Consider the following 19892-nt stretch of genomic DNA (forward strand, 5'->3'; position numbering starts at 1 on the left):
CGGATAGGCTTGCAGCATTGGAGAACGAGATGGACCCGCGTAAAAAGCAACGCACCGCAAATCAGGACGAAACCGAGGCTCCGGCAGTCGAGCAGCAGGACTGGGACGCGCTTGAGGGCGGCCGGATCCTGCCCGACAGCGTCGCCGTCAACGGCGACCCGCAGGACGATGAAGAAGCGGAGGGAACGCTCCCCGAAGAAGACGACGACAATCCCTATCAGGAAAGTGACGAGGCACTCCCGGACGACGAGGAGGAGCGGGTCCTCGCGCGCGATCCCTCCAAGGAAGGAAGCCGGTTCGACGAGGTCTGAGCGGCCGTTCTGGCGTCAAGCTGACTTGCGTTTGCCTTGCTTCGCGCCTTTCGCGGCGATGCCCTCCTTGGCAAGGCTCTTGCGCAGAACGTCGGCCAGATTGATGACGTTCTCACGCGGTTTCGGCGCCGCCTTGGGCAGCTTCTTGCCTTTGCGCTTGGCCTCGATCATGGCGATCAGCGCGTTCTCGTATGTATCCTCGAATTTCGAAGGATCGAACTTCGTCGCCTTCTTGTCGATCAGCAGACCGGCGATCTCGAGCAGGTCCGCCTCGTAGTCCTGCTTCTTCAGCCCTTCGAACACCGTCGCCTCCGAAACCATCTCATTGCGGTCCCGCAGCTCGGTGAGAAGCATTCCCTTGCCGAAGGGCTGGATGAGAACCTCGCGTCCGCGCTGGTAGAGGACGACACAGGATCGCGCCGCCACCCGTTTGTTCTTCATGGCCTCCCGAAGGACGTTGAACGCCTCTGCGGAAGCATCCTCCGCCGGAATGAGGTAATAGGGCTTCTCGAGATAGCGCGTGTCGATGTCTGCGACCGGCACGAACTCGCCGATTTCCAGCGTGTGCTCGGAGGCGAGTTTCAGCGCCTTGATCTCCTCGGGCTCGATCTGGATGAAATCCTCCTTATCGGTCTCGAAGCCCTTGACTTGGTCCTCGGCGTCCACCGGTTCGCCGGTCTCCTCATCCACATAGGCGCTTTTCACCGGCAGGCCGTCCCTCCGGTTCAATATCCTGAAATGGATTTTCGACGCTTCGCTGGTGGCGCCGACGATCTTGACGCCGCATGAAACCGATCCGACCTTCATGAAGCCTTTCCAGATCGCGCGAGGCGCAGCCATCGAGCTTACTCCGTCCGGATGCGCCCGGCAGGCGCCGGCGGATCGTCGGTTTCATCGGGATTTGGACGCGGCGCCTCGTCCGGCAGCCCGTGCCGCTCCGGCTTCCTGACCGGCTCCGGTTTCCAGCTGGGCGCCGGCATCGGCGTGTCGCGATCGGGATCCGGTTGTCTGGGGTCAGGCATCGAAGTTGGTTCCGTTGGTCTCCTGCACAACTCATCGCTGCCGGCATGGTTCCGAAGCGGCAGGCAGCACTGCGCCTCAGATTTCGAGCAGCGCGTAAGGACGGCCGGTCGGCTTCGCGATATGCATGGCGACGTTGTAGACGCTGGCCCCACCAGGGGTCCGGCCTTCATACGAGCCGCGATGGGCATGGCCATGCACCACGGCGCTTACCTTGAAGCGATCGATGGTTTCGGCCAGCCGCGAGGAGCCGAGGAACGGAAAGATTTCCGGAGGCTCTCCCGCCACGGTCTCCGGGACCGGCGCATAGTGGAGCACCACGAGCGTGCGCTTGGCGCGCACCTGCCGCATAGCATTCTCGAGCCGCATTGCCTCGTTGACGCTTTCGGCCACCATCGCCTTGATGGCCGGCTCACCGAAGGAGCCCAGCATCCTTCGACCGAAGCCGCCGACAAAACCCTTCACGCCGACGAAGCCGACATCGTTCAGTTCGATCGCCTGGCCATCGAGGAGATGGACCCCCGCCTGGCGGAGCGTTGCAGCGATCTGCTCGACGCAACCGGATTCGTAGTCATGGTTGCCGAGAACCGCGACCACTGGAATCGAGCATGCGCGCAGATCCTCGGCCAGAAGTTCCGCCTCACGCGGTTTTCCGAGATTGGTGAGATCGCCTGTAAGGACCAGGACGTCGGCCTCGCGCGATATCTCGCCGAACAGGTCGCGGTACGAGGTCTGGGCATCTTCCTGAACATGCAGGTCGCCCATGGCGGCGACCTTGATGACACCGTTGCCGTTTGATTTCGCTGATGTGGCTGGTTCAGGCATCGCGCATCTCTCCAACGCCGCCGACGCCGGCAAACCCCCATTCCTTGACGTCGATCTCATAGTCGACCTGCGACAGCAGGCGGCCGCGGCAGATCTTCATTTTGGGCGACGGCAGCTGCCGTTGCCGCGCAAGCCGGCCCAGCAGTTCGTCGAGCAGCCAGTCTGGGATGCGGTCCCGCTCGCTGGGATAGATCCACCGGAAGTTGAGGACCTGCATCAGCAGCACTTCCCAATGGACATCGAGATAGGCGAGCAGCCTTGGCCAGTCGATCTGGTCGTGCGCCTTGAGGATGGTGTGGGCGATGTCGGCGCCGTCGTGGCGTCCTCTGTCCTGGATGAAGCATTTCGACCAGATGAGCTCCGTTGGGCCGATGATGCGAACCCGGCTGCCCAGCAGCTCGACTTGGCGGGCATGCTCCAGCCACTGATCCTTGACCTGCATCGTGCCGTTGGCCGAGGCGAAGATAACATCGAAGAAATGCTTGCCCTCGAAGACCTTCCCGAGCCAGCGATCGTCCCGGATCTCGACCGCATAGCCGATGTCCTTGAAATGCTCGAGTATGCGCGAGCAGTCTCCGGCCTTGCAGAAGATATCCAGATCCTTAGTTTGCCGAACAACGCCCGTATAGGCGCTCACCGCGTAGGTCCCGGCGACGAGGAAAGGAATGTCGGTAGCGGCGAGCTCGCGGATCGCATGGGTGTAGAACGCTTCCGCCGCGGCGCTTTTCAGCGTTGGCTCGGCTTTCGCGTCGATCACGGGGAGCGATGCTGGCAGACCCGGCAACTCGTCGTTGGTCATCAACTGCTGCTCCGATTTCGGACCTTTCGATAACAGCCGCGGGCCTCGCTTGTTCCGCTGTCGGAGTTTGCGAAATGGGCCCGGCAACACCGTCCGGAGATCAGGCAAGCCGCCTCGCGCGCGGAGCATTGCCGAAATCGCGTGAAAACAACGACTTGGGCGCGACAGCTTGGCTGGTGCGCTAGTCCTTTTGCTCGCGGTACAAGCGCTCGGTCGCGCGGTCGCTCTCGCGCCGTTCGACTGGGCCTCTGTGACGGCGGGTGAAAAGCACGTAGATGATCGCAATGAGAAGGATCAGCGGACCGCCGGCAACAACGAACAGCCATAAATCGGAGCCGAACATGGCGTTTCCCTTCCTGTCGAAGGTGGTTTCTCCAGCAACCTATCGCTGGTCTTGAGCTAACCGATAAGGGCTGCAAATGTTCCTGTCCAAGGGAGTAGGCGGCCTGCATGGTCAGCCGCCTACGCGCCCGGCGGGATCGCCTTGGCGACCATGTCCGGCCGTTGCGGCACCCTAAGCCAAACGGCCGAAGGAAATCGCAGACGGTAGCCGCCAGTTCGTTTGCCGAGAGCGCCCTCTTGACCAAACCGCAGCAGGAAAGGCCGTTCCGTCCAAGCGACTTGCGGCGAGCAAGAACCTCTGAGGTGGGCTTGTCGTGGAACGCGGCCTTCGGATCACAGTTCCGGCAGACGCCATCTGAAAATCGACAGGCTCGGACTGGAACAAAGCCCTGAGTCGCTTGTTCGGCTCCGGCCCATCGAGCACAGGAGCTGGAAGCCACAGGAGCTTGAAGCCATGAACATGCGGACACTTCTCGCGCCATTGGCCGTCGCTGCGACCTCCCTCGTTTTTCCGGCGGTCGCAGCCGATAACGCGCAAACCTTTGCCGGCCAACAGTAATCGACAGGAGTCATCAAAATGCAGACGATCACCGCACTGTTCGACGATTATGACGATGCCGCCGATGCCGTGGGCGAGCTGGAGTCCATGGGCGTACCGCCGAGCGATCTCAGCATCATTGCCAACAATGCCGACGGCCGGCATTCTTCCGCGGCCGCCGAAGATGCAGCCAGTGGAGCCGGGATCGGGGCGGTCGTGGGCGGCGCCGGCGGCTTGGCGACGGGCCTCGGCGCCATAGCAATACCTGGCGTCGGTCCGGTCGTGGCGGCTGGCTGGCTGGCGGCGACAGCCGCGGGCGCGGCCGCGGGCGCAGTTGTTGGTGGAGCGGCCGGCGGCATCATCGGCAGTCTGACTGACGGCGGCGTGTCGGAGGGCGACGCCCATATCTATGCCGAAGGCATTCGCCGGGGCGGCACTCTGGTTACCGCTCGCGTCGAAGATGACCTCGCTCTGCAAGCACAAGCGATCCTCCACGATTCCAGGTCGGTGGACATCGGCGAACGGCGGAACGACTACGAAGCTGGCGGTTGGACCGGATTCGATCCGCGGGCCGGCGATTACCGTCAGCAGAGCAAATAGGAATCAGCGTGAGACGAGTGCTGTTGCCGCTGATCCTGACGGTAGTTGTGCTGTTGGCATGTTACTGGGCCTTCGCCTATGTCCAGAGTAGCTGGCCGACGGCACCGTTGAAGCGGACACCTGAGCAGAACCAGGGCGGAAACGCACCCCAGGACACGTCTCCGGCCGCCGGCATAAGAAAGGATCCGCAAGGCAGCAACAAAATGCCGGGCAATCAATAGCGGCAGGCGTAAGCAGCGAGCATCAGGCGAGCGAGTTGCTTTCCGCCCGATCGCATGGCGCTTCTCTCATCCGCGCTCGACGAATTTGTTGAAACGGCTGGGCAAACCTTCCGCCGTTAGGTCTTGGTGCACGAAGGCAAGTTCGTTGTCATCCAATATGGCGAAGAACTCTTCCCATTCGACGGGCTGCAGATCCTCTTCCTGCTCGCCGAAGTCGACGCGCAGCACCGCTCCCTTGCCTGCAGTCCGCGCGACTGCAGGTCTGCCTTCGCGGGCTTCAATCCAAGCCCGGATCACCTCGTGATTTGTGGTTTTCAGTGGCTCGCTCATGATCAACCCTTCCGGCTAATCGCCAATCCTGGCGCTTTGCTCGTCAGCGAATGAGGATTCAATCCGCGTCCGGCTCGCTCGTTCCCGCGAAATCGCTCCTTGCGAGGCGGTGGCCTGGTGGGGTGGGCAAGGGAACCAACTGCCGCCCTACTGGTTCGGAATGCATTCATTGGAGCCTTGCCATGCCAAATGCAGCCGAAATTTTCGTCGACACTCCGGTTGCCTGGGATGTCGAGGTCATGTTGGGCCTGCCCGGCGATGGCATCAACGGCATCATGGAGGCTTTGCGGAAAAACCGGGACAAAATCTCCTTTGTCCAGGTGCGCCATGAAGAATCTGCCGCATTGATGGCTTGCGCCAGCATCGAGCGGGCCGACGAGGTCGAGCGCGTTCTTGACGAGCCTTGATGCCGAAGATGCCGCCCGATTATGCCAAGAATTTCCGCAAGGCGCTGCCGGAGACTCCGGGGCGCGAGCGGATCGAGGAGAACGTCGCGCGGGAGCCGGCCAGGACGATGATGGAAGCCGAGGGATGACGTTGCCGCAGCCGCTTGCGATTCCAACTTCCTGTTGAGGATGCACATGCTCGACCTGTCCCGCGAACGTCGCCGAATGGTCGATGTTCATCTCCGCCGCCGCGGCATTCATGATCGTGAGATCCTGGCAGCGATGCGCGAGGTCCCACGCGAGACTTTCGTGGACCCTGGCTTCGAAGAATTTGCCTACGAGGATGGACCGCTGCCGATTGCCGAGGGCCAAACGATATCGCAGCCCTATATCGTCGCGTTCATGCTGGAAATGGCTGAGATCGGGCCCGGCGATCACGTCCTCGAGGTCGGCACGGGATCTGGCTACGCCGCCGCCGTGATGAGCCGCATCGTCGATCATGTCTACACGATGGAACGGCACGCCGGCCTGGCGGAAACCGCGAGACGGCGCTTCGAGACGCTTGGCTATCGCAACATCGATGTGCGCACCGGCGACGGCACCAAGGGCTGGCCCGAAGCGGCACCGTTCGATGCCATTGTCGTCGCGGCGAGCGGGCCCGGCGCGCCGCTCGCGCTGCAGCAGCAGTTGGATGTCGGCGGCAAGTTGGTCATTCCGGTCGGAGATGACCCTGACGAGCAGCGTCTCCTCAAAGTCACCCGCACGGGCGCTTCCACCTACAGCGAGGAAGATTTCGGTGCGGTGCGCTTTGTCCCTTTGATCGGCGAAGAAGGCTGGCAGGAGGACAACCGCATCCGAACCAGCCGTGTCTCCCCGCTCTTGCCAGCGCGCCGTCTTCCGCAGATGATTGCCGCAGCGGCCGAACCGCTTCCGGAGTTCGATGATCCCGCCTTTGTGGAGGCCTTCGATCGCTTTGCCGACCGGCGGATCGTGCTGCTCGGCGAAGCGAGCCACGGCACATCCGAGTTCTATCGGGCGCGGGCTTGGATCACCAGAAGACTGATCGAGAAACATGGCTTCACGATCGTCGCCGCTGAAGCCGACTGGCCCGACGCCGCGGCGATCGACCGCTATGTGCGCCACCGCCCACCTTCGCCGCGCGCCGACATGCCTTTCCAGCGGTTTCCCACCTGGATGTGGCGCAACGCCGAATTCGCGGCATTCGTGGAGTGGCTGCGTGCGCACAACGAGCAGATCGAAACACCGGCAAGCCAGGCAGGGTTCTACGGCCTCGATATCTACAATATGAAAGGCTCGATCGCGGCGGTTTTGGAATATCTCGACCGCATCGATCCGGAGGCGGCAAGCATTGCCCGCGAACGCTACGGCTGCCTGACGCCGTGGCAGCACGAACCCGCCACCTATGGCCGGGCGGCGCTAACCCGAGGCTACCGGGAATGCGAGGAGGCGGTGCTGCGGCAATGCCGGGACATGCTGTCGCGTCAGCTCGATCACGCCGGCCAGGACGGCGACGAATTGTTCGATGCCGCGCAGAACGCCCGGCTCATCGCCTCCGCCGGGCACTACTATCGCGTGATGTACTATGGCGGCGCGCAATCCTGGAACCTGCGCGACACGCACATGTTCGACACACTGCAACATGTTATCGAAGCGCGTTCCCCCGATGCCAAGGCCGTGGTCTGGGCGCACAACTCCCATATCGGCGACGCCCGCTTCACGGAGATGGGAATCGTCAGGGACGAAGTGAACATCGGTCAGCTCTGTCGCCAGCGGTTCGGCGACGACGTAGCCCTCATCGGCTTCGGCACGCATGCCGGGACGGTCGCTGCCGCCAGGCATTGGGACGGCGAAATGGAAATCATGTCCGTGCGGCCTTCGCGCGAGGACAGCTACGAGCGGCTTTGCCACGACGCCGGCACCGCTCGTTTCCTGCTCGACCTTGGAGCCGATCCAGCCCTTCATGAACGGCTGACCGAACGTCGGCTGGAACGGTTCATCGGAGTGATCTATCGACCGGAAACGGAACTGCACAGCCACTATGCCGACGCCTCGCTTGCGCGGCAATTCGATGCCTTCGTCTGGTTCGATGAAACTACCGCCGTGACGCCGCTCGGGCTGGAGCATGTGACGCGCGGTGTCCCCGACACCTACCCCTTCGGGGTGTAGGTGATGGACGGATGCATTCGACATCGCGCTATGCGGAACCTTCGGCGCACAGGTGATGCGGCGAGCGAAGACTACTATTCTTTCACATAGGTACCAGACCGGCGGCCGCCTTTGGGCGCTTTTGCATCCTTGGATTGCTTGGGGACCGATGGGCCCGCTCCGGAAGTCTTTTCCGTCGCAGGACCAGGCGTCGCCCGTCCCGGAGGGTTTTGCCCTTCCGACTGATGTGTCTTATCTTCCACCTCGCCCTGTCTGCGGGTGAGCCCAAAGCGATCGTGAGGCTTTTCGTTGCCGGCCGCAGCCTGCGAAAACCGGTCTGAGGGATCCGGATCGGTGTTGGCCGGGTACTTCCTGGCGCCGGTCTCGCGGCGGTTCTCGTCATTGCCCATGACACTCTCCGGGTTGATCTGAGGGATAACCAGATCGTCGGAAGAGCGTTCCCCGACCTGGCCGATAAGGGACGCGGGCAATCGGCTCCATCAGTCCGATGGAACAAACACGCCATCGCCCAATTAGGCAAACAGAGTTCGGAGGCCAAGCGCGGTCCGGTTGCGCCCGATCCGACAGTCGGCGCGGCTTCGGCTCCAAACACGAACAAGCCGGGCGGCTAGCAGCGGACGAAAGGATTTCTGATGCCCCGGATCGTTGCAGTGATCGCGATCGTGGTGATTTTGTTGATAACCGTTTGGGCCTGGATCGGCCGAGAGCCCGAGCGCCCGAGCGGCGGGAGCCAGCAGCCAGCGCCCCACGCGATCGACCAGAACGGCTGAAGCAGGGCCTTTCGATCGGCGACTTGCCGTTCTCACCGCATCGCCGTCTTCGCCGCATTGCGGTCTCGCGCGCCCTGCATGGACCTATCGCTCCGCGGATCGATCAACGTCCGAGCAAAGCCGGCGGCTGTCGCAACAGCCGCGATAGCGAGCAGGTTGAGACGCAGTCAGTGTATGAAGCGGCTTCTCAGCCAGGCAAAAATGCGATTGCCTGTGACAATTCTCCGGACGCGTCCAGCAGCCCAACTGGCCTGCATGGTTGCGCCGGTGTGGCAGCTGCAGACGACTTCATGCAACTGCCAATCGGAGAGTTCAAAGAAGCGTTTGGCTTCCCCATAGGTATCGGACTGCAGGCCCGAGGCCCTCAGCAGCGGGTCTTCGAACGCAACCGTCAGCGGGGATCCAGCCGCCCGCGCCTCTTCCCGCATGCCTGGATAGAGATACTCGGTGCCGGTGAGCGCGGCGAGACAGCGCAACGGATTCCGCTCGAGCAGTTCTGCCCACCTCTCTATCTTTTCAGTCCTTGTCGTGAGCGGCACCAGCGGATTGATATCAGCGACTGCGTGCAGTTGGTCGAGCGTTTGGTGTTTCATGATAGGCTCCCGTCCATACTTGGCTGACCGGCTTGTCCTGGCGGGGTCGGCAGGCCCGCGTCTGAGGTGCGGGCCGATCAGTGTTTCCCACCGATCTCCGGCAGGCGCCAAAAAAGCGGCGCCTGCAAATCATCGAACTGACAGTCGTCCCCAAAGTTCCGGATGAACACGGAATTCATTTGGAATGAGGTTCCGCAGTGCAGGACTGCACGGCGTTTCAGTTGCGAGCCCAGGCTGGACTAAGATGCAGGCGCATTGTCGAATATCTCATATCCAGTGATAGGAACGGGAGCATGGTCCTTTCTCAGGCCCCCGCGGTCCTCATTCCGCTGCCGCCTTCTTCCGTTTCGCCTCGTCGAAGTCGATTGACAGCACGATCTTTCCGTTGGCGTCGCGAACCCGGACGGCCCAGCCCTGCTGCCCACCTTCGGCGGCCGTGTCGTCAAGCAAATCAATCGCCGAACGCAGCGCCTCGTCGTGCACGGCCTCCAGGTTCGGGAATTCCACGCCCTTGAGCTGCCGCACGCCATCATTGTCGCGATATTCGAATGTGAAGGGGCTGTCCGGCTTGGCGGGCCCGCTGAAGTCGCGGCTGCTCTGCTGCTCGGACCGGTTTTCCACGGTCTCGAAAACCGCGCACGGCACCATCATCTCTTTGGCGCGATCGATAAGAGCGGTCGCCGTACGTCGGCCGTGGATCGGATCCAGCCATTGTGACGGCAATCTTTTCGCCGCCCTCACCGAGAAATTCGACTGTCACCACGCCTTCCGAGTTGGAAACTATTTGGGTCTCGAGAACCTGCATCGGTGCCTCGTCATCTTAGATAACGAAGGTAAAAGCTGCCCAACAGGAAATGTTCCGGCCGCGCTCAGCGATTGATAGTTCCCCCTTCCCGGAAACGAGTTCCTGGACAGCAGCGTTTCTACTTCGCGTTCAAGATCCCGTGGGAACACCGACGCCTGACAGATGTTTGGTAGCGAAGGAGCTGTCCGATGACCTCACCGAGCAAGCGAACACCCGCCGAGGGTCGAGGCGAAATGCAGATGGGCATTAGCCGGGACAAGACGCCCGGATTCGACCCTTCTGCCGCCCCGCAGGAAACGGATGCAGAGGCGGGAGGGTCGACGAGTTCCGCCCATCGCGTCGCATCAGATAAACCGAAATTCACCAATCAGGCGAGCTTCGCCGACGCCATGCAGCGCCCCCAGAACACGCCCGGCCTTCAACCGAGCAGGAACGGGCCGGTGCTGGTGATTGCGGCGCTCGTGGTTCTGGCGGGCGCCGCTTTCCTGCTTGCCGCCCGGCTGGGTTGATGGATGCCGGCTCGCCGAGGAAGTGGCGCTCCAACCCGGAACGCCCGATGCAAGGTCTGATAGCTAGGGAGTATGTGCATGCCCATGTTGAAAAAGCTTCTTCGCCATCTTTGGCGACGGAAAATCCAGCCGGCGGCCAATCCATCCCCAGTCGAAGCGATCGTGCGGCTGTTGCGTGAAAGCGAGGAACGCAACGGATAGATTTTTGGATCGTGCCCGGTGCGCCCCGGCGCGCCAAATCCTCGAGCTCGTACGGTGTTTTAGCCCGCGCTGAGCGTTACCCGAATTCCTCCTCGGCGAAGGCGCCAAGACTTCAGCCTTGTTTGCCTCGGCCTGCAAGCCAGCTTGATGTCGCTCACCGCACAGACAACTGCTATGCCGATTTGCGCCCCCGTGCAGAATTCTTCGTCTTTTTCCGTTTCGGCGCTCCCCTGGACTTCGGGGATTTGGGTTTTGCCCCGGCCTCCGCGCCGAGGCTCTTTTTCAGCGCATCGAACAAATTGACCACATTGGATGGCTTGGGTTCCGCCTTGGCTTTCGGCGCCTTCCTGCCGGCCTTTCTGGCGCGAACCAGTTCCAGCAGTGCCTCCTGATATCGATCCCGGAACTCGGTGGGATCGAACTTGCCCTTCTGCTTATCGATGATGTGCTCGGCCAACCCGATCATCTCGCTGTCGGGCTTTCCCGACTTGATCTCGGCGAAGACGCCGGCGGGCTCGCGCACAGTGTCGCCATAACGCAGGGTGGTCAGCATCATGCCCTTGCCGCGCGACTCGACCACCACCGGACGTTCCCTCTGATAGAGCACGATGCGAGCGAGCCCGGCCATCTTCTTTTCGGCCAGCGCGTCGCGGATCACCGCAAACGCCTCTTCCGAGACCTTGTCGGCGGGCGTCACGTAGTAGGGCGCGTCGAGATAGATCTGCTCGATCGACGATTTGTCGACGAAGCCGTCGAGATTGAGCGTGTGCGAAGACTCGATCTGCACCGCCTCGATGTCTTCCTCTTCGATGAAGATGAATTCGTTCTTGCCGACTTCGTAGCCCCTGACCTCGTCGTCTTTATCCAGCGGGTTGCCGCTCTCGGCATCGACATAGACGCGCCGGACCCGGTTGCCGGTCTTGCGATTGAGCACGTGGAAGGAAACCTTCTCGGCATGGGTCACGACGTTCGTCAATTCGACGGCGCAGGTGACCAGCGACAGTTTGAGATAACCGCTCCAGGCGGGACGCGGCGCCATGGCGATCTCCTTGGCGACAGGAATGCAGCCGGAACGGCGAACGCACCGCTTCGGTTCCGACGTCGCAGGCCGGCGCATCGCGTCGGCTTCAGCCGGCTGAACCGCGAAGCAGCGCTGAACTTCCCGGCGGGAGAAGCAACGGGAGCTTCCGACAAGGGCTTGGCCCGACATATTCGAGTTGCAGACATTTCGTTCGAAACGTCCGTGCCTCGCGGGATCATTCGGAACAATGGGCCTTCGGGCAAGTTGGATACGGCTCCAACGGCGAATTGATCTGGAACGACCGTGGCGACGCGGAAGATCGACAAGGACAGGCGTGAGCGCACCTCGAATGCGGCGCGCGAACTGCTTGAGACGGAACGACTGGCGCGCCAGGCAAAGACGGCGCGACTACGCGAGCAGCGTTTGGCCGCGGCACCGGCGGCAAAGTCGCCTCCTCCCGCAGCCAGGCCGGGCCGGACGCCCAAGAAGCGAAAAATCATAGATATCAGCTAGCGCCTGGCTCCGTGCGGCGCTGCCGCTTTAGGGCGGCCGGAAATCGATGACGCGTCCAGCCAGCTTCTCTCATTCCTTGGCCGCTGGCTCTCCAGGCCCAATCTCGGTCTCATCTAATATGTGCTCGTGAATGATGCCGAGGATTTGCAGCCTGACCGCCTCACGCGCCTCCGGCTGGATGAACGGCATGAGGAGATCGACCTTCTCCTTGACCCGCCGGGGCAGATCAGCGCTGGGATCGGTCAGCTGGCTGCCATGCTCATAGAGGTTGTCGGTAAGTTTCTTATCCAGATCGGAAAAGATGCCCATGGCTGTCGCTCCACATTGACGGCGGAACAGCCGTGCCCCGAATTGGTTCCGTCTCGCCGAGCCTCGTTTGCCGCGCGTTGCCGAATCCCAAGAATTCGAACGGAACAATCGCACTCTGCGCATGTTCGGCCGGACCACACTCGAACGGTCGGAGAACGAAATGGAAAGCGGAAAGCTCGCCGTGGTGACCGGCGCTTCCAGCGGCATCGGCAAGGAACTGGCGAAATTATGCGCGAGAGATGGCTACGAACTGGTGATCGCGGCCGACGAGCCGGCGATAGAGCAGGCTGCCGAGGCGCTGCAATCTCACCACGTTGCAGTCGAGGCGGTAGAAGCCGACCTCGCGACCGAGGAAGGGGCCAATCAACTGATCGCGAGGATTGGTGACCGCGCTATTGACCTTCTGTTCCTCAACGCGGGACGAGGCCTGGGCCGGGGCTTCATCGATCAGGACTGGCCCAAGGCGCGCCGCGTCATTGACACCAACATCACCGGCACGGTCTATCTGGCACATCGGCTCGGCCGGCAGATGGTCCGGCGTGGCCGCGGCCGGATCCTGTTCACGGGCTCCATCGCCGGCTTCATGCCCGGCACCTTCCAAGCGGTCTACAACGGCACCAAGGCCTTCATCGATTCTTTCGCCATCGCGCTGCGCCATGAGTTGAAGGACAGCGGTCTGACCGTGACAGTGCTGATGCCCGGCGCGACGCAGACCCGCTTCTTCGAGCGGGCCGACATGATGGACACCGAAATCGGGACTCAGGAGAAAGACAATCCGGCCGATGTGGCCAAGGACGGCTATGACGCCATGATGGCCGGAAAAGAGCAGGTCGTTAGCGGTTTGAAGAACAAGATGCAGGCTGCCGCGGCCCATGTCACGCCGGCCGGCACGCTGGCCGAGCAGCATCGCAAGGCCGCCGAACCGGGCTCCGCGAACAACGGATGAATCCGAGGCGCCGCCCGGGGAACATTCCAGCCGGGCGCAAGTTCGATGCACTCAATCCTCCAATCGACAGGAACGGCACGATGAAAGCGCTGACATGGCACGGCAAGGGCGATATCCGGTGCGACGCGGTCGCCGATCCCGCGATCGAGGACGACCGCGACATCATCATCAGGGTTACCTGCTGCGCCATTTGCGGTTCGGACCTGCATCTGATGGACGGCTATATGCCGACGATGAAATCGGGCGACGTGCTGGGCCATGAGACCATGGGCGAAGTGGTGGAGGTCGGCCGTGGACACAGCAAGTTCAAGAAGGGCGATCGCGTCGTCGTTCCCTTCAATATCTCATGCGGCGAATGCTGGTTTTGCCAGAACGGCCTGTTTTCACTCTGCGACCGGTCGAACCCCAACGCCGACCAGGCCGCCAAGGTCATGGGCCAGTCGCCCGCGGGCCTGTTCGGCTATTCGCATCTGGTCGGTGGCTATTGGGGCGGGCAAGCCGAGTATTTGCGCGTGCCTTTTGCCGATGTCGGCCCGATCAAGGTGCCGGACGGCATGGACGACGAACAGGTCCTGTTCCTCTCCGACATCTTCCCGACCGGCTATATGGCGGCGGAGAACGCCGGCATCCGGGAGGGCGACACCGTCGCCATCTGGGGCTGCGGGCCGGTCGGCCAGTTCGCGATCCAGAGCGCCTGGATGCTTGGCGCCGGACGCGTGATCGCCATCGACAAGGTGCCGGAGCGGCTTGCTATGGCGCGGGACCACGGCAAGGCCGAGACCCTCGATTTCAGCAACGTGAATATCTACGATGCCCTGATGGCCATGACCAACGGTCGCGGCCCGGACAGTTGCATCGACTGTGTCGGCACCGAAGCCGATGCCAGCGCCACCCCGGATTCCATGCTCGATAAGGTCAAGGCGAGTGTCTATCTTGGCACCGACCGGCCGCATGTGCTGCGCGAGGCGATCTATTGCTGTCGCAAGGGAGGCACCATTTCGGTGCCCGGCGTCTATATCGGCCTTGTCGACCACATCCCGTTCGGCGCGGCGATGAACAAGGGGCTGACGTTCCGCATGGGACAAACCCACACGCAACGCTATCTCGAGCCTCTCCTGCACAAGGTCCAAAGCGGCGACATCGACCCGTCCTTCGTGATCACCCACCGCGCTGGGCTCGAGGCCGGACCCGACCTCTACAGGAAGTTTCGCGATAAGCAGGACGGCTGCATCAAGGTCGTGATGCGCCCTCACGGGTGACCACGTCTTTGCCCGGAACTCGCCCGGCGCCCTGTCGTTGCGATCAGGTAAGGAGGTATCAAATGGCTCAACTGAAAAACACATCTCGGCCGGCCACCAGGTCACCGAACGCCGAAGGCCTTCCGCGTCCAAACCGCGATGCCATAGATAGCGACGCCGGCGCGAGACCGGCAGTTCCCAAAACAGCCGGCGCCGCCGAGGAACAGTCGACATCACCGCTCGACAGTAAGGTTGCCAATCGCAATGCCGGTCGCAAGCGCGAGGCCGGAACCACCCCGCGCCCAACCGACAAGCCATTGGATTGAGGCAACCGGGGCGGCGCGGCAGCCTCCGCCGGTCGGGCCGCTTGCGTGCGTTCGTTGCTGGTTACCTGCCGCCGCCCGCGTCAACCATTCCCGCTCCGCTCGACAAATTTGTTGAAGCGGCTCTTTCCTCCGCTCCCGGCCTTGTCCTGATGGAGGAAGGCAAGGTCGTTCTCGTCGAAGATCCGGAAGAACTCATCCCACTCGATCGGTTCGAGCGCTTCCTCCGGCTCGCCGAAGTCGATGCGCAGGATGCCGCCCTCGCCCTTGGTGCGAACCACGGCGGGATGGCCGTCCCTCTCCTCAACCCATTTGCGAATTTCGTCGTGATTGGTGGTCGTCTTCGCTTCAGACATGGCATTCCCTTTCTCGCCGCACGTCGGTGAGCGGCCCTAACAGCGCGCAAAGGGCAATGTTCCCAGGCATGCGGGCGACCCGCCGACAGCTTCGCCACGGAGGGAACTTTGATGAAGCAGGGAACAAACCTTTTGTCCCGAAGTTCGGGAGCCCAACGCTAAATCGGCCCCAACGCTAACTCGGCAAGGAGTTCTCGTGAAACGTGTCCTGGTTACGGGAGGCTGCGGTTTCATTGGCCGGCATGTCGCCCAGGAACTCATCGAGCATGGCTACGAGGTCCGTGTCCTGGACGCACTCTTGGACCAAGTGCACGGCAATGAAGCCGTCAGCATTCCAGCCGGCGCCGAGCTGATACGGGGAGATGTACGTGATCGAGACGCGGTCGCCGACGCGGTAGCGGATGTCGACACCGTCATCCACCTCGCTGCCGAGGTCGGCGTCGGCCAATCCATGTACGAGATCGCCCGATATGTCGGCACCAACGATCTCGGCACCGCGACCCTGCTCGAGGCGTTGATCAAGAAACCAGTCGAACGCATTGTCGTCGCATCGTCGATGAGCATCTACGGCGAAGGCCTCTACAAGACACCAGACGGGCGGCGTATCGACGATGCCCATCGCAAGCCAAGCGACATCAGGATCGGCCAATGGGACCCGCTGTCGGCTGCCGGCGAAGCGCTGTCGCCGATTCCGACCGACGAGGAGAAACGTCCTGACCTCGCTTCGATCTACGCGCTGACCAAATATGCGCAGGAACGCGCGGTGCTGATCTTCGGTCAGGCTTATGACGTGGATGCGGTGGCATTGCGCCTGTTCAACGTCTTCGGCGCCGGTCAAGCGCTCGCAAATCCCTACACCGGCGTGCTTGCCAACTTCGCTTCGCGGCTCGCCAACGGCAAGCGGCCGATGATCTTCGAGGACGGCGAGCAAAAGCGCGACTTCGTCCATGTGCGCGATGTCGCCCGGGCTTTTCGGCTGGCGCTGGAGCAACGCCAGGCAGCCGGCCACGCGATCAATATCGGCAGCGGACGGTCCTACACCATCAGCGAGGTCGCTCGATTGCTTGCAGAAGCGATGGGCGTTCCGAAGCGGCCGCCCGAAATCCTCGGCAAGGCGCGCTCCGGCGACATCCGCAACTGCTTTGCCGACATTGCCAAGGCGCGCGAGCTGCTTGGCTTCGAGCCGAGCCATCGGCTTGAGAACTCCCTCGGTGAATTCGCAGCCTGGGTTCGCAACACCGTCGTCATCGACCGCGGCGCTGACATGAAGCGCGAACTTGAAGAGCGGGGGCTGGTGTCATGAGTGAGCGGCATCGCGGCCTTGGCAAAGCGCCGGTGGCCGTCATCGGCGGCAGCGGCTTCATAGGCTCAAACCTCGCCGACAGCCTGTTGTCGGATGGCGAGCCCGTTCTGGTCATCGACAATCTCAGCCGAGCCGGCGTCGAGCAGAACCTCGAATGGCTGGCGCAAAAGCACGGCAGCGATCTTAGAGTTGAAACCGTAGACGTGCGCGACCAAGCCAGACTGGCCTCCGTGCTGACGCCAGCAAGAGCGATCTTCCATCTGGCCGCCCAGACCGCCGTGACCACGAGCCTGATCGATCCCGCGGAGGACCTCGACATCAATCTCAAAGGCACCTTCAACGTGCTTGAGGCGGCGCGCCAGGTGAGCGCCCCGGTAATCTTCGCCAGCACTAACAAGGTCTACGGCAGCTTGCCCCAGCTCGCGGTGCGGGAAACGGACGACCGTTACGAGCCTTGCGACGAAGCCATCCGCGCCAATGGCGTCGACGAGACGATCGGGCTCCATTTCTGCACGCCCTATGGCTGCTCCAAGGGCGCTGCGGACCAGTATGTCCTTGATTATGCCAAGTCCTATGGCCTGCCGACAGCGGTGCTGCGCATGAGCTGCATCTATGGACCGCGCCAGTTCGGCACCGAGGACCAGGGCTGGGTCGCGCATTTCCTCCTCAGCGCGCTCAGCGGCCGGCCCATCACCGTCTATGGCGACGGCAAGCAGGTGCGCGACATCCTGCATGTGTCCGACGCGGTTGCCGCCTATCGCGGAGTGCTGGCCAGGATCGAAGACCTCAAGGGACAGGCGTTCAATCTTGGCGGCGGACCGCGGAATGCCGTCAGCCTGCGCTCGCTCCTGTCGGAGATCGCCATCATGACCGGCCGCGACATCGTGGTGCGGCAGGATCTCGAACGCACCGGCGACCAGCCCTTCTTCATCGCCGATACCCGCAAGATAGAGGCCGCGCTTGGCTGGCGGGCGCATGTCCCGTGGCGCGAAGGCATCAGCGACCTTGCCGGCTGGCTGTTGCGGCACCGTCTTCAGCCGCACGCTGAAGTGGCGAGGTACGTCGCATGAAAGTCGCACTGGTCAATCCACGTTGGACGTATGAACACAGCATCTATTTCGGCTGCCGCCAGCCGCATCTGCCCCTGGAGCTTGGCTACTGCAAAGCGCTCTTGGAGACCGACGGCCACAGCGTGCTGATGCTGGACGGGCAGTTGCAGCATCTCGACAACGCGGAACTTGCCGAGCGCGTGGCGGCGTTCGCGCCGGACATGACCGTCGTGACCACCGCGCCGACCTATCTGTTCTGGCGCTGCGCGCCGCCGGAGCTGCGGGTGCCGGCAGAATTCCTGAAGCATCTCGCCGGGCGCGGCGGGCGCACCGCCGCCGTCGGGCCGCATGGCTCGGCGACGCCGGCCCCTACCCTGCGCAAGCTTGGCGTCGATGTCGTCGTGCGCGGCGAATGCGAGGAGGTGGTGGCGGAGCTTGCCGGGCGCGGCGAATGGAGCGCCGTCCCTCACACGGCGCGGCTCGAGAGCGGCGTGCTGGCCTGCAACGGTGGCGTGAGCGTCAGCCGCTTCGTCGACCACCCGGCACTTCATTGGCCGTCCGATTGGATTGCGGCCCATTCGCACCACCATCATCGGTTCGACGCGGACCAGAAGGGCGCCGGTGCAGAGGTGGAAGCTTCGCGGGGTTGCCCCTATAATTGCAGCTTCTGCGCCAAGATCGATTTTCGCGACGCCTACCGCCGCAGGAACCACGACGCGGTCGTCGCCGAGATCGACGGTCTGATGGCCCAGGGCGTCGGCTACATCTACTTCATCGACGAGATTTTCCTGCCCCAGAAGGCGCTGCTCGAGGCCCTTGTCGACCGCGATATCCAATTCGGCGTTCAGACGCGCATCGACCTCTGGAAACCGGAGTTGCTGGAATTGTTGGGCGAGGCCGGCTGCGTCTCGATCGAAGCTGGCCTGGAAAGCCTGACCGTCGAAGGCCGCGAGATGCTGGCCAAGCGCTGTCGGCTGGGCACCGAGGAATTGGCCGCGCTGCTGGTCGATGCCCGCCGCCATGTTCCTTTCGTCCAAGCCAATCTGATCGGCGTGGTCGAGGACGATCCGGCGTTGGTGGAGTATTGGCGCAAGCACCTCATCGACAACGGCGTCTGGGCCAACGAGCCGGTGCCGCTCTATCCCTATCCGAGCTCGCCAAGCTACCGCGAGCTGTGGGGCGAGCCCGACGATTTCGCCTGGGAGCGCGCGCATGAGCATTATCTGGCTTCGTTCAGGACGTTCAGCGACATCCAGGATCAGCGCCCGCGCGCGCTGGCCGAATTGGAGTCCTCATGCTGCAATCATTGATCCATCGCCCGCGGCGCATCCTGATGACCACCGACTCCGTCGGTGGCGTCTGGCGATATTCGCTCGACCTGGCGCGCGAGCTCACCAACCGAGGGGACAGCGTCGTGCTGGCCGGGCTAGGGCCTCGGCCTTCTCGGGAGCAGGCACAAGAGGCGCAATCCTTCGCGACGCTCGCATGGCTCGAGACCCCTCCGGACTGGATGACGCGCAACGAGAGCGATCTCGACGGCCTGCCCGGCGAGCTTCGGGAGCTTGCGACGGCCTATGCCGCGGACCTCGTTCATCTTAACGCTCCGGCCCAGGCGGCCGAGGTCGATCTGCCCTGCCCCATCCTCGTGGTCTCGCATTCCTGCGTCGTGACGTGGCTGCATGCCGTGCGCGGTCAGGTGCCGACCGATGCCTGGGCCTGGCAGAAAGACCGCAACCGGGCCGGTTTCAATCTCGCCGATATTGTGGTGGCACCCAGCCGAAGCCACGCCGACATGCTTGAGGCCTGCTACGGGCCGGTCGCGCGGCTAAGTGTTGTCCACAACAGTGCTCTTCCCGGCCCGGTCGCCTCGCGGCGCGAGCCTTTCGTCCTGGCCGCCGCCCGCTGGTGGGATGAAGGAAAAAATGCGGCGGTGCTGGATGCCGCGGCTGCCATAACCGAATGGCCGGTCCATGCCGCCGGCCCCCTCGACGGGCCGGACGGGCAGATGGCGTGTCTCGATCATTGCGTCGCGCTCGGCTCGATCGGCCATGCCCAAGTGCGTCAGCGGATGGCGCGGGCCGGCATTTTCGTTTCGCCATCCATCTACGAGCCCTTCGGGCTTGCCGCGCTGGAAGCCGCGCTCTCGGGCGCGCCGCTGGTCCTCGCCGACATCGCGACCTATCGCGAGCTCTGGGACGGCGCAGCCATGTTCTTCGACGCGCGCGATCCGCATGCGCTTGCCGGATGCATAGCCCACCTCTCCCGCGACGAAAATTTGCGGCGCCAGCTCGGCCGGCGCGCCGTCCGTCGCGCGCGCAAATTTTCGCCGCAGGCGCAGGCGGTCGCGATGAGTGAAATCTACGATCGCGCGGCGATGGCCGTCGCAGGGCGCTGAGC

The 19892-nt window shown here is 62.9% G+C and carries 25 protein-coding genes and 1 pseudogene; 14 read left to right on the forward strand and 12 right to left on the reverse strand.

The window, feature by feature from the left end; translation table 11 throughout:
* The first annotated feature begins 29 nt into the window (after window positions 1-29).
* Window positions 30-311: a hypothetical protein gene (locus tag EOD29_RS02850; protein WP_066992031.1), complete on the forward strand. Its 282-nt coding sequence runs from the start codon at window positions 30-32 to the stop codon at window positions 309-311.
* Between the two features lie 15 nt (window positions 312-326).
* On the opposite strand, the gene EOD29_RS02855 is transcribed toward EOD29_RS02850, so the two are convergent.
* The 5 genes from EOD29_RS02855 to EOD29_RS35780 form a co-directional block, all read right to left on the reverse strand.
* Window positions 327-1151: a Ku protein gene (locus EOD29_RS02855; protein WP_127245872.1), complete on the reverse strand. Its 825-nt coding sequence runs from the start codon at window positions 1149-1151 to the stop codon at window positions 327-329.
* Between the two features lie 5 nt (window positions 1152-1156).
* Window positions 1157-1333: a hypothetical protein gene (locus tag EOD29_RS35775; protein WP_095783951.1), complete on the reverse strand. Its 177-nt coding sequence runs from the start codon at window positions 1331-1333 to the stop codon at window positions 1157-1159.
* A 76-nt stretch (window positions 1334-1409) separates the two neighbouring features.
* Window positions 1410-2156, reverse strand: coding sequence for a metallophosphoesterase (locus tag EOD29_RS02860; RefSeq protein ID WP_067320643.1), 747 nt, complete (start codon window positions 2154-2156; stop codon window positions 1410-1412).
* Entirely contained in the window at window positions 2149-2955 is an 807-nt protein-coding gene (locus EOD29_RS02865; RefSeq protein ID WP_127245873.1) for a nucleotidyltransferase, read from the reverse strand. Before EOD29_RS02865 ends, EOD29_RS02860 begins: the two co-directional genes overlap by 8 nt.
* Window positions 2956-3136: 181 nt before the next feature.
* Window positions 3137-3298 carry a hypothetical protein gene (locus tag EOD29_RS35780; RefSeq protein WP_082953723.1) on the reverse strand — a complete coding sequence of 54 codons (162 nt, stop codon included), beginning with the start codon at window positions 3296-3298 and terminating at the stop codon, window positions 3137-3139.
* A 576-nt stretch (window positions 3299-3874) separates the two neighbouring features.
* On the opposite strand from EOD29_RS35780, the gene EOD29_RS02870 reads away from it, so the two are divergent.
* Window positions 3875-4435 (forward strand): hypothetical protein, encoded by a 561-nt coding sequence (locus EOD29_RS02870; protein ID WP_127245874.1) that lies wholly within the window; start codon window positions 3875-3877, stop codon window positions 4433-4435.
* 287 nt (window positions 4436-4722) lie between these two features.
* Here EOD29_RS02870 and EOD29_RS02880 read toward each other — a convergent pair whose 3' ends face one another.
* The gene (locus EOD29_RS02880; RefSeq protein WP_127241335.1) at window positions 4723-4986 is read right to left on the reverse strand and encodes a hypothetical protein; all 264 of its coding nucleotides are present in this window, start codon (window positions 4984-4986) and stop codon (window positions 4723-4725) included.
* A 182-nt stretch (window positions 4987-5168) separates the two neighbouring features.
* Here EOD29_RS02880 and EOD29_RS02885 point away from each other — a divergent pair.
* The 3 genes and pseudogenes from EOD29_RS02885 to EOD29_RS02890 form a co-directional block, all read left to right on the forward strand.
* Window positions 5169-5345: pseudogene (locus EOD29_RS02885) on the forward strand (thiamine pyrophosphate-binding protein); the annotation flags it as partial.
* A gap of 47 nt (window positions 5346-5392) precedes the next feature.
* Complete coding sequence (locus EOD29_RS37795) at window positions 5393-5521, forward strand: hypothetical protein (RefSeq protein WP_281059193.1); 129 nt, start codon at window positions 5393-5395, stop codon at window positions 5519-5521.
* Window positions 5522-5567: 46 nt separating this feature from the next.
* Entirely contained in the window at window positions 5568-7559 is a 1992-nt protein-coding gene (locus tag EOD29_RS02890; protein WP_127245875.1) for a protein-L-isoaspartate(D-aspartate) O-methyltransferase, read from the forward strand.
* A gap of 74 nt (window positions 7560-7633) precedes the next feature.
* On the opposite strand, the gene EOD29_RS02895 is transcribed toward EOD29_RS02890, so the two are convergent.
* The 3 genes from EOD29_RS02895 to EOD29_RS02905 form a co-directional block, all read right to left on the reverse strand.
* The gene (locus tag EOD29_RS02895; protein ID WP_127245876.1) at window positions 7634-7948 is read right to left on the reverse strand and encodes a hypothetical protein; all 315 of its coding nucleotides are present in this window, start codon (window positions 7946-7948) and stop codon (window positions 7634-7636) included.
* A 548-nt stretch (window positions 7949-8496) separates the two neighbouring features.
* The gene (locus EOD29_RS02900) at window positions 8497-8922 is read right to left on the reverse strand and encodes a hypothetical protein (RefSeq protein WP_067320635.1); all 426 of its coding nucleotides are present in this window, start codon (window positions 8920-8922) and stop codon (window positions 8497-8499) included.
* A gap of 321 nt (window positions 8923-9243) precedes the next feature.
* Window positions 9244-9567, reverse strand: coding sequence for a hypothetical protein (locus EOD29_RS02905; protein WP_164763684.1), 324 nt, complete (start codon window positions 9565-9567; stop codon window positions 9244-9246).
* A 348-nt stretch (window positions 9568-9915) separates the two neighbouring features.
* Between EOD29_RS02905 and EOD29_RS02910 the strand changes: the two genes are divergently transcribed.
* On the forward strand, window positions 9916-10236 hold the full coding sequence (locus EOD29_RS02910; protein WP_127241332.1) for a hypothetical protein: 321 nt from the start codon (window positions 9916-9918) through the stop codon (window positions 10234-10236).
* Window positions 10237-10609: 373 nt separating this feature from the next.
* Here the strand turns inward: EOD29_RS02910 and EOD29_RS02915 are convergent, their stop codons facing one another.
* The gene (locus tag EOD29_RS02915) at window positions 10610-11476 is read right to left on the reverse strand and encodes a Ku protein (RefSeq protein ID WP_127245878.1); all 867 of its coding nucleotides are present in this window, start codon (window positions 11474-11476) and stop codon (window positions 10610-10612) included.
* A gap of 285 nt (window positions 11477-11761) precedes the next feature.
* Here EOD29_RS02915 and EOD29_RS02920 point away from each other — a divergent pair, with 285 nt between their 5' ends.
* Window positions 11762-11971 carry a hypothetical protein gene (locus EOD29_RS02920; RefSeq protein ID WP_066992002.1) on the forward strand — a complete coding sequence of 70 codons (210 nt, stop codon included), beginning with the start codon at window positions 11762-11764 and terminating at the stop codon, window positions 11969-11971.
* Window positions 11972-12040: 69 nt separating this feature from the next.
* Here EOD29_RS02920 and EOD29_RS02925 read toward each other — a convergent pair whose 3' ends face one another.
* Window positions 12041-12280 carry a hypothetical protein gene (locus tag EOD29_RS02925; RefSeq protein WP_067320622.1) on the reverse strand — a complete coding sequence of 80 codons (240 nt, stop codon included), beginning with the start codon at window positions 12278-12280 and terminating at the stop codon, window positions 12041-12043.
* A 160-nt stretch (window positions 12281-12440) separates the two neighbouring features.
* On the opposite strand from EOD29_RS02925, the gene EOD29_RS02930 reads away from it, so the two are divergent.
* From EOD29_RS02930 to EOD29_RS02940, 3 genes are all read left to right on the forward strand, one after another.
* Complete coding sequence (locus tag EOD29_RS02930; RefSeq protein WP_127245879.1) at window positions 12441-13226, forward strand: SDR family NAD(P)-dependent oxidoreductase; 786 nt, start codon at window positions 12441-12443, stop codon at window positions 13224-13226.
* Between the two features lie 80 nt (window positions 13227-13306).
* Entirely contained in the window at window positions 13307-14485 is a 1179-nt protein-coding gene (locus tag EOD29_RS02935; protein ID WP_127245880.1) for a zinc-dependent alcohol dehydrogenase, read from the forward strand.
* 62 nt (window positions 14486-14547) lie between these two features.
* Window positions 14548-14790: a hypothetical protein gene (locus tag EOD29_RS02940; RefSeq protein ID WP_127245881.1), complete on the forward strand. Its 243-nt coding sequence runs from the start codon at window positions 14548-14550 to the stop codon at window positions 14788-14790.
* Window positions 14791-14870: 80 nt separating this feature from the next.
* Here EOD29_RS02940 and EOD29_RS02945 read toward each other — a convergent pair whose 3' ends face one another.
* Window positions 14871-15143 (reverse strand): hypothetical protein, encoded by a 273-nt coding sequence (locus tag EOD29_RS02945; RefSeq protein ID WP_095779479.1) that lies wholly within the window; start codon window positions 15141-15143, stop codon window positions 14871-14873.
* A 196-nt stretch (window positions 15144-15339) separates the two neighbouring features.
* Here EOD29_RS02945 and EOD29_RS02950 point away from each other — a divergent pair, with 196 nt between their 5' ends.
* Genes EOD29_RS02950 through EOD29_RS02965 form a run of 4 tightly spaced genes read left to right on the forward strand, consistent with a single transcriptional unit; the run spans window position 15340 to window position 19890 of the window.
* Complete coding sequence (locus EOD29_RS02950; RefSeq protein WP_067320618.1) at window positions 15340-16446, forward strand: SDR family NAD(P)-dependent oxidoreductase; 1107 nt, start codon at window positions 15340-15342, stop codon at window positions 16444-16446.
* Complete coding sequence (locus EOD29_RS02955; RefSeq protein ID WP_067320615.1) at window positions 16443-17516, forward strand: NAD-dependent epimerase/dehydratase family protein; 1074 nt, start codon at window positions 16443-16445, stop codon at window positions 17514-17516. Before EOD29_RS02950 ends, EOD29_RS02955 begins: the two co-directional genes overlap by 4 nt.
* On the forward strand, window positions 17513-18805 hold the full coding sequence (locus EOD29_RS02960) for a TIGR04295 family B12-binding domain-containing radical SAM protein (RefSeq protein WP_095802770.1): 1293 nt from the start codon (window positions 17513-17515) through the stop codon (window positions 18803-18805). Before EOD29_RS02955 ends, EOD29_RS02960 begins: the two co-directional genes overlap by 4 nt.
* Window positions 18790-19890, forward strand: a complete 1101-nt coding sequence (locus tag EOD29_RS02965; protein ID WP_127245882.1) for a glycosyltransferase family 4 protein — start codon at window positions 18790-18792, stop codon at window positions 19888-19890. The genes EOD29_RS02960 and EOD29_RS02965 overlap by 16 nt, the downstream gene beginning before the upstream one ends.
* The last annotated feature ends 2 nt before the right edge of the window (window positions 19891-19892 follow it).

Source organism: Mesorhizobium sp. M1A.T.Ca.IN.004.03.1.1 (assembly GCF_003997555.1).
In the GTDB taxonomy this organism is placed as follows: Bacteria; Pseudomonadota; Alphaproteobacteria; order Rhizobiales; family Rhizobiaceae; genus Mesorhizobium.

Bases quoted from the DNA above. Each gene is read 5' to 3' on its own strand.
- EOD29_RS02850 (WP_066992031.1), top strand. From the start codon at position 30: ATGGACCCGCGTAAAAAGCAACGCACCGCAAATCAGGACGAAACCGAG.
- EOD29_RS02855 (WP_127245872.1), bottom strand. From the start codon at position 1,151: ATGGCTGCGCCTCGCGCGATCTGGAAAGGCTTCATGAAGGTCGGATCG.
- EOD29_RS35775 (WP_095783951.1), bottom strand. From the start codon at position 1,333: ATGCCTGACCCCAGACAACCGGATCCCGATCGCGACACGCCGATGCCG.
- EOD29_RS02860 (WP_067320643.1), bottom strand. From the start codon at position 2,156: ATGCCTGAACCAGCCACATCAGCGAAATCAAACGGCAACGGTGTCATC.
- EOD29_RS02865 (WP_127245873.1), bottom strand. From the start codon at position 2,955: ATGACCAACGACGAGTTGCCGGGTCTGCCAGCATCGCTCCCCGTGATC.
- EOD29_RS35780 (WP_082953723.1), bottom strand. From the start codon at position 3,298: ATGTTCGGCTCCGATTTATGGCTGTTCGTTGTTGCCGGCGGTCCGCTG.
- EOD29_RS02870 (WP_127245874.1), top strand. From the start codon at position 3,875: ATGCAGACGATCACCGCACTGTTCGACGATTATGACGATGCCGCCGAT.
- EOD29_RS02880 (WP_127241335.1), bottom strand. From the start codon at position 4,986: ATGAGCGAGCCACTGAAAACCACAAATCACGAGGTGATCCGGGCTTGG.
- EOD29_RS37795 (WP_281059193.1), top strand. From the start codon at position 5,393: ATGCCGAAGATGCCGCCCGATTATGCCAAGAATTTCCGCAAGGCGCTG.
- EOD29_RS02890 (WP_127245875.1), top strand. From the start codon at position 5,568: ATGCTCGACCTGTCCCGCGAACGTCGCCGAATGGTCGATGTTCATCTC.
- EOD29_RS02895 (WP_127245876.1), bottom strand. From the start codon at position 7,948: ATGGGCAATGACGAGAACCGCCGCGAGACCGGCGCCAGGAAGTACCCG.
- EOD29_RS02900 (WP_067320635.1), bottom strand. From the start codon at position 8,922: ATGAAACACCAAACGCTCGACCAACTGCACGCAGTCGCTGATATCAAT.
- EOD29_RS02910 (WP_127241332.1), top strand. From the start codon at position 9,916: ATGACCTCACCGAGCAAGCGAACACCCGCCGAGGGTCGAGGCGAAATG.
- EOD29_RS02915 (WP_127245878.1), bottom strand. From the start codon at position 11,476: ATGGCGCCGCGTCCCGCCTGGAGCGGTTATCTCAAACTGTCGCTGGTC.
- EOD29_RS02925 (WP_067320622.1), bottom strand. From the start codon at position 12,280: ATGGGCATCTTTTCCGATCTGGATAAGAAACTTACCGACAACCTCTAT.
- EOD29_RS02930 (WP_127245879.1), top strand. From the start codon at position 12,441: ATGGAAAGCGGAAAGCTCGCCGTGGTGACCGGCGCTTCCAGCGGCATC.
- EOD29_RS02935 (WP_127245880.1), top strand. From the start codon at position 13,307: ATGAAAGCGCTGACATGGCACGGCAAGGGCGATATCCGGTGCGACGCG.
- EOD29_RS02940 (WP_127245881.1), top strand. From the start codon at position 14,548: ATGGCTCAACTGAAAAACACATCTCGGCCGGCCACCAGGTCACCGAAC.
- EOD29_RS02945 (WP_095779479.1), bottom strand. From the start codon at position 15,143: ATGTCTGAAGCGAAGACGACCACCAATCACGACGAAATTCGCAAATGG.
- EOD29_RS02955 (WP_067320615.1), top strand. From the start codon at position 16,443: ATGAGTGAGCGGCATCGCGGCCTTGGCAAAGCGCCGGTGGCCGTCATC.
- EOD29_RS02960 (WP_095802770.1), top strand. From the start codon at position 17,513: ATGAAAGTCGCACTGGTCAATCCACGTTGGACGTATGAACACAGCATC.
- EOD29_RS02965 (WP_127245882.1), top strand. From the start codon at position 18,790: ATGCTGCAATCATTGATCCATCGCCCGCGGCGCATCCTGATGACCACC.